Below are 12,066 nucleotides of genomic sequence, written 5' to 3' on the forward strand. Positions count from 1 at the left end.
CCCCCTAAGCCGAGTTTTCAAGGTGCTGCGCCGTCCACTTGGTTTTCGAGACTGGCCTTTTAATTCTAAAGTAAAGCCAACCTAGAACGGCGGGGTTTCAGACCCAAAATTTCCGATGACGAAAAGAATCGTTCTGGATGCCAATATTCTCATCCGTGCCGTGTTGGGGAAGACGCGGATTTTTTCGGCACGGGGGTGGCAACCTGGACGAGCAATCGGGTTCACCTGTATTTCGGTGAGTGAACGACGGCGATCACAACAATATCCGATATTCTGGTGAATTCGTAAGAATCGAAGATATCCCGCCGTAGTCGGTGGGTATCTCCCTGGACTAGGTGCGCTTCCCAACTTTGCGAGCGTTGGATGAGTTTGGCTAGGGTTAATCTCAGACCGGCTAGATAGGGTTTGCTGAATAAATTTGAAATGTAGGCAAAGTAAAGGTTTTGGGGCTTTTCTCGCTCCCACAGGTGCAAGATTTTGAGAGAATCGTCGTTCAAAACCTTGCGTCTTCATCGGCCTTCTATCCGAATGCTTCGCCCGTACTTATTCAGCAAACCCTAGATAGAGCTTGCTGAATAAATCTAAAAACTCTGTTGGATTGGAGAGAATGACATTTGAGGGAATGAAACGACCCTACCCCACACCCCGCCCCCACAAAAAACTTTTTGCCGCAAACCCTGAGGGCGAATGCAATTCGCCCCTACAATAATATTATTACGCCAATGGTAGGGCCGCACTGTGGTCAGTGAGTTTATCGAACTGTGTGCGCCCAAAATGTCCTATAGATATTTCGACCAAATTGAGATGCACCCAAATTATCCCTATTCTTCTTCCTTCCACACAAAAACTGGAAGAGCCATCTATTTCACCTATGATAGAACTAACTGGTAGCGGCTCCGATAATTTTATGCAAATCACTGTTGATATTCCCGACGAAATCGCCCAGAGATTAGGTCAAACAGGCGATAATTTGGCTCATAAACTGCTGGAAATGGTTATTGCTGATGCTTACCGTGCCGGTATCTTGAGTACGGCCGAAGTTGGACGCATCCTTCAATTACCTTCTCGGTTAGAAACTCATGCCTTTTTAAAGCGGATGGGAGTCTATCTGAATTATGATGAAATTGAACTGGAACGCGATTTGCAAACTCTCAAAGAACTCAGAGCAAAATGATAGTTGTTTCTGACACTTCTCCGATTTGCTACCTGCTCTTAATTGACCAAATTATGATCCTACAAGAACTGTATGAGCTTGTGGTCATTCCTGAAGCTGTAGCTGATGAATTAAAGGCCTCAGAATCTCCATCTATCGTTCGCAATTGGATTGCTAACCCCCCTGATTGGCTCCGGATTGAAATTGTTAGGACATCCTCAAGGTCAGGATTGGAAAAACTCGATCCGGGTGAGCAAGAAGCGATTTTACTAGCAGAGCAAATTGAAGCTGAATTGATTATTTTAGATGACAAAGCAGGGAGGCAAATTGCTTCGGAGCGTGGCTTAAGAATTATTGGACTTTTGGGCATTGTCAAAGATGCTGCCCAATTCGGATTGCTCGATTTAAGAGTAACCTTTGAACGTCTCCAAGAAGCTGGCTTTTGGGTTGCACCCAGCCTACTCGAACGACTTTTGCGGCAGCAATAGATGTTCTGACACCAACTAGGTAGGCGTTAAAAATTATCAGATGCCCCCCTTATCAAGGGAGATCCCCCCGCCTATCGGCACCCCCCTTATCAAGGGGGGACTAAGGGGGGATCGGCACCCCCCTTATTAAGGGGGGACTAAGGGGGGATCCCCCCTTATCAAGGGGGGCAGGGGGGATCGGCACCCCCCTTATCAAGGGGGGACTAAGGGGGGATCCCCCCTTATCAAGGGAGATCCCCCCGCCTATCGGCACCCCCCTTATCAAGGGGGGACTAAGGGGGGATCCCCCCTTATCAAGGGAGATCCCCCCGCCTATCGGCACCCCCCTTATCAAGGGGGGCAGGGGGGATCAAACCCCCCAGGTAATTGACCACCCCTAAACCAATACACTTGTGCTATAGCCTGCCTAAAAAAATTCCAGAAAAGGGAATGAGGGAAAAAAGGGAAAAAAAGGGGAAAAGGGTTACAAAGTCCTCCCAGCACCGCAAACCACCCGAAAACCGAAGTCGTCGTCGAAGTCGCGGCGGTAGTTGACGAGGCGGTAAGCGGAACGGCAGTAATAGGGATTGACGAACCAAGAACCGCCCCGCAATACACCAATTCGTTTATCCGTCAAGAGTTCATTTATACTATTTAATAAGTTTTCATAACGATTATCATTATTTGTCTCGTCCCAAACGCTCCCGTCTGTGGGCGGTGCGCCTTGATAATCACTATGCCACGGATCTAAACACCACTCCCAAACATTCCCGTGCATATCGTACAGCCCGAAGGCGTTGGGGGGATAGGAGCGGACGGAGATGGTTTTCTTTGGGGATTTTTTCGCCTTTTCTTGTTGATAGACCTTTGAACTATTGTAATTCGCCAGTTCTCCCGTGATCGTCTCGCCAAAGTGGAAGGGGGTGGTTGTTCCCGCTCTACAAGCGTATTCCCACTCGGCCTCGCTTGGTAAACGGTAATTTTTTCCCGTGTGACGGGACAGACGGGCGCAGAATTCGATCGCATCGTACCAACTCACGCGCTCGACGGGGTTGTTATCGCTTTCCTTAAACTCCGCAGGTTCTGGATCGAGGTCTTTTCCTTCCCTCGGTAGGTGGGCCACGAACCGCCATTGCGCCCGGGTAATCAGAGTCTGGCTCAGGTAGAAGGCACTGACGCTCACGGGGTGTTGGGGTTTTTCAGACTTGTAATCGTCCTTTTCTCCCGGTGAACCCATCAGGAATTCGCCCCCCGGGATAGCAACCATGGTTAGGGGTTCGATTTCCTCGCCTAGGGGTTCCTCGTAGTAGTAGGCCTCCAGGGGTTCTCTTTTGGTAATTTCTCCCCGTTTATCGACGTATAGGGTCTCGAAGGTGAATTTTAGGAGTTTTTCCGGGGTCAAGATTTCCTGTTTTCGCTGCCTCACTCTCTCCTCGATGTTTTGGGCGATATCGGCGTACTCTCCCCCCCAAGTGCGGAGAACAGCCGCGTCCACCTCAGCAAAGTAGAGAGAGCGATCGCTGACTGCATCCGCTAGAGAACCCTGTGGATTGGGGATTAGAGCCGAAAAATCGCGAAATTCGCCGTAATGGTCGCGAATATAATCGCCGATGCCGCGCCAAATATCGATCGTGCGCCGGTTGGCACTATCTGCCAATAGTAGCTGACGAATGCCGGGGTAAAAATCGTACCAAGCATCCGGAACCGTCGCTCCCTCCGGACTAAAGGTAGATTTTTCGACCAGTCCGCTAAAAAAGACCTCCGCTAGATGCCAATGTTTACTATCGGGTAAAAATCGCCGCTGTGCCAATCGCATCACCGGAGGAATCAGAGGAACGGCCGCCAGCACTTTAGCCAGTTCTCGGGCCAAGGGACTAGCATCGATTAAAAAGCCTCTCAATAACTCTTCTGGGGATTCCGTTTCCGGAGCGGCTGCCTCTTCTTCTCCGGTTTCACCCATATTCACCCCCGCAGTGGTTGCTCCCATTAAAACCCCCTGAATGGAGTTACCACCGCTCCCAGCGATAAATTTCGCCCAGGTTGCAAAGTGAGCGGGGGATAGATTGAAAATAGGGAACCGATAGAGAATCTGCTTCGTGCGGAGTTTTTCCCCCACTTGCAGTATTGCATTGGCAGAAGCGGGACCCGGTGCAATCAAAGACCGGAGGATCGCTCCCTCTAAAGCGGTTCGTTGCCATAGCTCCTGCGGGAAAATGTGAGCAATGGTGACGGGGTGTTCTTTGCCCAGATGCGCTAGGGTGGCGAAGGCAGACCCCGATCGCCAAGCTTTCCCCAAAGTATCGGTTAGGACGATAAAAAGTCGGTTTCCAGAGGGTGCAACCAGACTGCGAGGGTTCCGTTCGATTTGCCCCGCACCGGAAAGCAAACGAGCTTCATTTTCACCCGTCTCGAACCACCAAACCCGCACATCCCTAAAAAAGCCTTGCCAACGGAAGAGGGTAGTCATTCCCCCCGCTAGATCTCCCCAAAATTCCATCGGGGGAGAGCGATCGATCAACAGGTGAACCTCTAACCAACGTTCTAGGGGGGGTCGGAAAGCGAGCATCGGTAATCCCCCCGCTTCGGCCGTCCGTTCCACTGTAACCTCGATATCCAACTCGTCGGCCCGTAATCCAGGCACGCGACGCGCTAGGGGTAGAATTGCCTTACTGATGGCGGTGGGTTCGGGTATCGGAAAGGGATCGGGGACGCGAACGGGAGAAGAACGATCGCTCTCGACCGAATTGCGCTTCTGGTAGGTCTGCGTCTGGCGATCGATGTTTTCGGGATAGGCAACGGGGAGCGTTGACTCGATCGCTCCGGGGGGAGGGGTTTCTTCACCGCTGCCGGATGACCGGTTATCCTCCTTATCATTAGATGAGGTTGCTTCCGACTGTTCAGACTGCTCAATCGACCAAGGCGCGATAATTCGATCGAGGTAAGCAGCGCACCAGATCAGTTCTGCCATTTCCCTCTCGTCTTCCCACCAGATGGCTTTTTTCCCTTCCATCTCTCCCCCTACCCTTGCAAGGATTTAAAGATGGTGTCTAGCAGCGATTGGCGATCGGTGGCGGTGAGGTCGTTTCCCTGTAGTAACAGATAGACCGCGTTGAGCAGTTGATCCGTGGCTAGTTTGTCTTTGCGTTTAATTCGATCGAGAAATTCCCGGATCAGATTTCTGGCCGGTTCGTCCAATTGATTTAGGCTCTCCGGGGGGAAACGTTGCTCTAGTATCCGATAGAAATCATCCTCGTTGTCGGGTTGTTCGAGTCTTAAACGCAAACATCGACGCAGGAAAGCGGGGGGAAACTCCCGGGCCTCGTTACTGGTCATGAATACTAGGGGGAACTCCTGACAAGACACACAACCTCGATCGATCGGGATTTTTTCCTCGCTGTCCTCCTGTTGACCGCGATAGGGAAGAACGGATTGGTTGCCGGTTTTTAATCGTGTCAGTTCCGGGATCTCAAAAAATCCCTCCTCGAAAATATGGAGGAGATCGTTAGGCATATCGATATCGCTTTTATCGATCTCATCAATTAGCAGCACCGCCGGTCGTCCTGGACGGGATTGATAAAAAGCCATCCCCATGGGGCCTAATCTTAGATAGCTGCCGATATCCGGCTCCTCGTACTCTCCCCCCTCTCCCACTTTCTGTCTTTGTAGGGAAGCTTCCTGTAACCGTCCGATCGCATCGTAGGCATAAAGACCCTCTTTAAGGGTGGTGCGGGAAACGATCGACCAACGGTAGGGGCCGGGTAATCCCAATTCCCGCGCCACTGCGTAGGCCAGGGAAGTCTTGCCGGCGCCGGGGTTGCCCTCGATCAGTAGGGGACGACGCAAACAGAGGGCAGCATTCACCAATTCCACCGCTTTTTTATCCGCGACGAATCCTAAAGCCCTAGGGTCGATTTTTCCCTGTTTGGGCGGTATTTTCTGCGATTTTGCCGCTTTTGTCCATTCTTCCGGGGACAGGCTAAAACTGCGCCAAGGGGGTGGCGGTGGGATGCGATCGAGGTGTTTTCTTTGTTCTTTGGGTGTGGGTAAACTATCGGCACTCAGGGTCAAACCCCGATAGATGCGAAGGTCTTCTGGTTTGGGAACTGGTTTATCGGCCATTGGATTCCACCACTCTCGTGTTTAGAGGTCTCGGTCTCGGGGAGGGTTTGGGGTATGGATCGTCCCAGAAAAGGGCGATTTTTCGCTTGTTTCTGCGTAATTCTTTGGTCTTATCGGGCCAGTTTCTCCATTCCGAGGGTTTTAGATCGTTATCTGTCATCGGTTGGTTGGCGTTTCGACTCCAGACGGCGATCGGCAGGGATTCCACGATATCTTCCAGATCGGCGATCGATGGTTCGGTTCCGATGTAGTAATCTTTCTGGTCAAGATCGCTATTATTTTCCCATAAAGCTCTCTTGATCTCCTCGATCTTGTCGCGTATTTCTCGGAAATCTTCATCGAAATAGCGATCGAAGGAGTTAATAAAAACGGCTCTTCGGTTTGTGTTATGCAATGGATGGGGGTTATAAGGGATGGAACCCTTATAGAGAAAGGCATTTAGCGATTTTTGTCAATTGTTTTTTATCTAGAGCGAACTAATCAATTAAGAAAAACAGGATACTCGTATCCGATAGATGGCCCCTCACCGCATCTAAACTTAATATCTTCTAGGGAGTGTTTCAGCAAAGCAAATGGAAGGAAAAATTCAATCTCTAGTCTCACTCGATCGGGTAAATAGTAAAACATTTCAGGAATTACCTGATAGAAACTATTTTGCATTTCTTCTAACATAAAACCTTGTTCTTTTTTATAGATATTCCATAACTTAATTTTATTGTTTATTCCCACAAAAAACATCGTATTTACATGAAAATATTCTGTTTGTAAGCCAGTATTATTATGTTTATCAATTGCGGGTGAGATTACAATTTGTATTCTTCCTTCTAGTTCGATATTTTTATTAAATTTATCCCACAATTCTCTCGCATATTTTTTGATTGTGTCTAACTGCACACCATCCCTATATCGAACAGCTTCACCTTTCCAAGTATCAATATCTTCAGCAATATCTAGGGTTTCATCCTTAAATAACTTCAATCTGCACCATTCAGAAAATAAAATCAAAGGACATATTTCTTTATTAACTGGCTTACTAGATAAATCTTTTAGTTTTTCTCTAAGCTCTTGTATGTTTGAAATAGATGACGATTTGGGATCTTCATAGACTAACAGAAAAGAGTTGATTAAAAATAAACTATTATCGGAATTAATATTTAAAGTATCGAAAAGTTTTTCGGTTAAATTAAATCGTTGATTTTCCCATTTTTGGTCAGCTTTAGGATAAGTAGGAAAAAACCTAGCATAGGTTTCAATTCCTAGCGCAGAATAATTAACACGCTGATTACTGTCAACATTTTGGTTCATTTTATGAACCAACCAACCTAGATCGACATATCCAGAGTGGGAATAAAACTCGATCGCTTCTATATCATCGAGAGCTTGTTGCAGCGATAGGGATAAAACGCCTTCGATCGCTGTATCTTTTGCCCTACAAGCGGCCATAACATGAATAGCTATATTAGCTCCTCGAACCGCTTCATATTGTTTGATCGCATTGCTAACGAATTGTATAATATCTCCCGCACCACTTTGGGAGTAACAAGTATCAATAATATAGAGAACTTGAGAGATTGTTACTTGGTTATTTTTAATAGGAAGAACTAAGTCTTGAGTCGGTAAAGCCGTTGAGGGGATATCGTCACTATTTGTGTCTTCCAGTATGAGATAATGTCTATCACCTGGACAATATTCGCCATGACCAGAATAGTAAAAAATAAGAATATTTTTCGTTCCATGCCGCTCTCTATCCCGAAGCCAATTAGGGAATAATTTTTTAAGATCGTTAGTTGTGGGATTCAAGTGTAAACTTGGCAGAACTCTTTCATATCCAAAACCACTGGTAAACAGACTGTTCACCAATTCTAAATCCGTCTCGACGCTGGGTAATTGCTCGAATGCGTTGTAATCCTTCGTCCCACAAGCAATTAGATAATACTTGATTTCTTCATCCATACCATTACCCATCAATCGATTAACCCCGATCGAATCGCTTCCCCAGTTTCAACCGCCGTCAGATACCTTTTGGCATCATGAGCCTCGCAGCCATTATAAACTAACTTATCCTCGACAGTTCCCTCAAATAAAGGGTTGAGTTGCTTTGTCAACGCCACCACATCGCCATCGTCCGCGATATTTACCCATCTTTCCACATTTCCGGGCCAGCGCCCCAGGTTATTGCGGGGGGATGGTTGCAGTCGATCGAAAATTAATTGTCTTATCCCCAAAGGAGAACCGAGAGTGACAAAGACTTTAATCGGCCATTCTGGATGCTGACATAAAGTTTCGTAACAGACGATCGAACCGAGAGAATGAGCTACAAGTACCCGCGTATCTTCACCGATACATTCTATTACTCGCTCTTGAATCTGCTGTTTTAGCTTTCGATCGTGTAAATAGCTCCCCACTTGCTTAAGATAAGAAATAACCAATTTCTCGGCAATGCTACCGAAAAACCGAGATTCACTTAACCCCGACAAAGCTCTCTGGATAATTTTTGGGGTAGATTTTTCTCTCAAAAGGCTATTCGCATTGGGATGATTATTTTCTAATCGTTCCGTTTCTTGCCACCACAACTGAAGTAATTCTTTTTCCCAATCGGAATCGATATCATTAACATCGTAGTTCGGGATACCGAGCGCTTTCGATTTTCCCCGAAAAATATCTCCGTAAAACGCACAAAGAAAATCGGTATCGGACTTTAACTCGGTTCCCGCGAGTTTCAATCCATCCTTGAGACTTGGCAACCAATCAGCAGAAATCGTGTTGCTACCCCTAAATTCTTGCGCGATACCGTGAACACCGACAATTTTAGCCATGATCGTGCGGTTACAGAGCCTTCCTATCCCTGTTAATTTTCAATTTTAAATGGTTTTTCGCACTTGAGAACAAGAATAAAATAAGTAGCTGGTTATAATTAAATTAAAAATGGATTTTAGGTTCGATCCCCCCTGCCCCCCTTGATAAGGGGGGTGCCGATAGGCGGGGGGATATCCCCTTGATAAGGGGGGTGCCGATAGGCGGGGGTATCTACCCTTATTAAGGGGGGTATCTGATAATTTTTAACGCCTACCTACTTAAGCTCTTGACTATCTAAATTACTCGACTCTCTTAAGGTTGTGGTAGCGAAGAAAAGACCTACGCTATACACCCCAACCAATCGCCCATAATGTGACATGGTGAACATTTTTTGGCCAATATTCAAGGAGGGAAATTGAAGTTGAGAAAAGAGGGATATCTCCAAGAAAATTTATCCCTGAAATTCCGTCAAAATCCCATAGATAGCCCAGATAGCCATGGCGCGTAAATAATGACAAGCACGAAAAGTTCCCACCGATGTTATTGCTTCCGGGGTGCGAAATTGTAAGCCATTTTCATAGACTTGTTTCACCACCGCTTCTGTAATTTGCCATCCTTGGTTTTCCATTCCCATTTGTAGTAAAAAAGCCACCAACCCAAAATTAATTCCTACCCAAACTTCCAAGGGATGAGTTGCTTCGGGATTTTCGGGAGTACCATCGGGTTTTAAACCATTGGCCGCCCCAAATTTTCCCCCATGAAACTTGAGAAAACAAGCCTCATAAATCTTACTTAAAGCTGATTGCGTGTATTGATTTTCTACCACATCCGGTAAAGCCAATAAACGGGCATAAAATTGACCGCATAATTGATCAGTCATCACCACATCGGAACCACTGCCACTATCTAAATTATAATATTCTCCATTCCAGAGAGTCTGATGATAAATAGCGCGAGATTGCTGTAACCAACTGGCAAAAATTGCCGTATCTTCTCCAAGAATTGCCCCAATTTTAAGCGTCGCTTCTAGGGCTGCTATCCACAAACCACCACAATAGGCACTAATTCCCTGTAAACGCCAATCATCAAAGGTTTGGTCTGGTGCGCCGGAATTTTCGGGAATCCCATCATTATCAAGGTCAAAAGTTTTTAAATATTGCAAAGTCAGGACAATTGACGGCCAACATTCCCGCAGAAAATCCTCATCTTTAGCACCCGTTAATAAATAATCCCGATATACTAATAAAACAAAATCACTGCCTAAATCTTTCCAGAGATTACAATCTTGATAACTGGTGTAATTACTCTTTTGCCAAGGGTGTTCATTGGGCGCGCCTAAATCGTGGGGAGTGGCATTTTTAGCCTTACGAATGGCACTAGCTTGGTTATAACCGATAATTCGAGGAGTGTCGTCACTGCTGGGAATTGCCCTCGCAAAAGCTTCCATCACGGCCTTTTCTAAGCGCGGCCATAACATCAGTAACCCAAAGGAACCATAGAGACGCACATCAAGACTTTCATACCAACGATAATCAATACATTCTAAGACCCCAAATTGACCGATGGGATCCTGTTCCGTGGCTGCCGTCCAGAGAGTGCCGCCGTCCGTTAACAGGTATAATTCGTTAAATAAAGCCATTTTAAACCAAGCAGCCAGATCGGTGCGTTCTAGGATCGGTTTTTGCCAGTTAATAATATTTTCTCGCCATTTATCGCCCTGTTTTAAAGCCGTGCGTACCATCGCCCAGGCATTTTGACCATTGCGACCGAAAAAGTCCGTATAACGACGATAATAGTTAATTCCTTGGGCAAATTCGGTGACGGGTAAATCCCAAGCTAAAATAAAGGGAATTTTGCGAGTTTTCCCCGGACGAATGGTAAAACGAATCGCCATGGCCGTGGCCGTTTGCTCCCCTTTTTGGGCGGGGGTTTCGTCCTCAATATCCGGTAAAGAGCCATTCATGGCGAAATAGTCCCAAACTTCGCCCCCATCGCCCGCAGGGTTCCATTTACCCAGATAGAATACCTCTAGACTCGGATTAGTAATACTGGCAATCGCCATCTGTCCATCCCCTTCCCCGGGGTTTTCGTAATCCCGACCCATTAGACAGCCAACGCGGAAATTATCGACAATCCATTGATTATAATTACCCTCACTTTCCCCCCATTTTGATTGATATTCATAGACGGGACTACCATCATCTCTCACCTTAACCACTGGGGATTTAATCGCGTTAGTAAACCAACCGATTGTATTTTGCCAAGTCAGCATAATACTAATAGTAATCGGTTTATCGGTGGGGTTATGAACCGTCCATTCAAATAGGGCTATAGGATAACTACTTTCTTGGTAATTATGCGCCCAAACCGGTGAGAATTGTTCGCAAATTAATTGAGTCTGAAAAACATCTTTGTACTCGTACCAACTGCGGGGATAAAGGGCAGAATATGTTCCCTTTTCGGCTGGATACCACGACCAGCGCGATAATGTTCCATCCTTGGGGCTTTCCGTCGCCATAGCGTAGGCTTGGGCGCTTCCGTCTTCTGTTTGTTCAAAAATGCTAAATTGACAGGCAGGAAGGCTATTAAAACTGTGTTCACCGCCGTCCAGATGCCAGAGGTTAAAGTCACCTTTGGGGGAACGTCCGATGCAACCGGCCCCAAATCCCCCCAGAGGCATCCCATGCCAAGGACCATCATCTAAATTGCTGGCATAGCGGACGCTGTAGGGTTTTTCCCAACCTTTGCCGAGAGGACGTTTCCAAGCGGCGGCGGGAATTTCTGGAAGGGAGATGAGATTAAGCATAGATTTAAGTGGGTTGTGGGGTGTGGGTTGTGGGGTGTGGGGTGTGGGGAAGTGGGGAAGTGGGGAAGTGGGGAAGTGGGGGAGTGGGGGAGTGGGGGAGTGGGGAAGCTGTCTCATCACCCTATCACCCCAAAACCCTATCACCCCAAAACCCTATCACCCCAAAACCCTATCACCCTATCTCCTCCTGAATACTGAATACTGACTCAACCAAGAAACTTTTTCAGTAAACCCTAATTATTCGCTAAAAAGATAATTACTGCGATCGCTGACTGGCCAATCTTGATTTTCTCCCCCGATAATTAAACGTTTAATATCGACAAAATCCTTACTTAATTGGGTCAAGGCATTGATTAAAATATCTAAAGCAATAAGATCGCTAGTACCGAGATCAAACCAACAACGTCCCCAAGTACCTAAGTATTCAAAATCGGTCATATTGTGCATCGGTGACATGAAGGCATTTTCGGCCATATCTGGATCGTATTCCATATAACTAATATCGATTCCCACCTCCTGTACCTGTAGGTTTTCGGCATTGAAAGCCCCTAATTTACCCAAATAAAACCAAGAGGCAAAAACTTCTTCTACATATTGCTGTTCCATATTCGAGGGAACCGTCGAAAATTCCAGCCAAAACCAGACATCAAAAGGATTAAATTCGCGAAATTGTACTTGCATATTTTTTAGAGGAGACAGGAGACAGGAGACAGAAGACAGAAGAC

The 12,066-nt window shown here is 46.6% G+C and carries 10 protein-coding genes; 2 read left to right on the forward strand and 8 right to left on the reverse strand.

Annotation, left to right across the window (positions count from 1 at the left end; translation table 11 throughout):
• Positions 1-221: 221 nt before the first annotated feature.
• Entirely contained in the window at positions 222-497 is a 276-nt protein-coding gene (locus EWV66_RS04595; RefSeq protein WP_249265008.1) for a hypothetical protein, read from the reverse strand.
• A 374-nt stretch (positions 498-871) separates the two neighbouring features.
• On the opposite strand from EWV66_RS04595, the gene EWV66_RS04600 reads away from it, so the two are divergent.
• Together EWV66_RS04600 and EWV66_RS04605 are read left to right on the forward strand one after the other, a co-directional pair.
• Entirely contained in the window at positions 872-1,174 is a 303-nt protein-coding gene (locus tag EWV66_RS04600) for a UPF0175 family protein (protein ID WP_185237689.1), read from the forward strand.
• The gene (locus EWV66_RS04605) at positions 1,171-1,641 is read left to right on the forward strand and encodes a PIN domain-containing protein (RefSeq protein WP_052275698.1); all 471 of its coding nucleotides are present in this window, start codon (positions 1,171-1,173) and stop codon (positions 1,639-1,641) included. Before EWV66_RS04600 ends, EWV66_RS04605 begins: the two co-directional genes overlap by 4 nt.
• A 463-nt stretch (positions 1,642-2,104) precedes the next feature.
• On the opposite strand, the gene EWV66_RS04610 is transcribed toward EWV66_RS04605, so the two are convergent.
• The 7 genes from EWV66_RS04610 to EWV66_RS04640 form a co-directional block, all read right to left on the reverse strand.
• Positions 2,105-4,630, reverse strand: coding sequence for a formylglycine-generating enzyme family protein (locus EWV66_RS04610; protein ID WP_287108995.1), 2,526 nt, complete (start codon positions 4,628-4,630; stop codon positions 2,105-2,107).
• An 8-nt stretch (positions 4,631-4,638) separates the two neighbouring features.
• A complete protein-coding gene (locus EWV66_RS04615; RefSeq protein ID WP_052275696.1) occupies positions 4,639-5,739 on the reverse strand; it encodes an AAA family ATPase in 1,101 nt (366 codons plus the stop codon).
• On the reverse strand, positions 5,729-6,133 hold the full coding sequence (locus tag EWV66_RS04620; RefSeq protein WP_287108997.1) for a hypothetical protein: 405 nt from the start codon (positions 6,131-6,133) through the stop codon (positions 5,729-5,731). Before EWV66_RS04620 ends, EWV66_RS04615 begins: the two co-directional genes overlap by 11 nt.
• Positions 6,134-6,219: 86 nt before the next feature.
• Positions 6,220-7,692 (reverse strand): caspase family protein, encoded by a 1,473-nt coding sequence (locus EWV66_RS04625; RefSeq protein WP_287115911.1) that lies wholly within the window; start codon positions 7,690-7,692, stop codon positions 6,220-6,222.
• An 11-nt stretch (positions 7,693-7,703) separates the two neighbouring features.
• Complete coding sequence (locus tag EWV66_RS04630; RefSeq protein WP_052275694.1) at positions 7,704-8,555, reverse strand: hypothetical protein; 852 nt, start codon at positions 8,553-8,555, stop codon at positions 7,704-7,706.
• Between the two features lie 431 nt (positions 8,556-8,986).
• Positions 8,987-11,341: a GH116 family glycosyl hydrolase gene (locus EWV66_RS04635; RefSeq protein ID WP_287109003.1), complete on the reverse strand. Its 2,355-nt coding sequence runs from the start codon at positions 11,339-11,341 to the stop codon at positions 8,987-8,989.
• 237 nt (positions 11,342-11,578) lie between these two features.
• Positions 11,579-12,022 (reverse strand): DUF3531 family protein, encoded by a 444-nt coding sequence (locus tag EWV66_RS04640; RefSeq protein ID WP_052275690.1) that lies wholly within the window; start codon positions 12,020-12,022, stop codon positions 11,579-11,581.
• Between the last annotated feature and the right edge of the window lie 44 nt (positions 12,023-12,066).

Origin of the sequence: Microcystis sp. M_OC_Ca_00000000_C217Col (assembly GCF_007095585.1) — a bacterium.
In the GTDB taxonomy this organism is placed as follows: domain Bacteria; phylum Cyanobacteriota; class Cyanobacteriia; order Cyanobacteriales; family Microcystaceae; genus Microcystis; species Microcystis panniformis.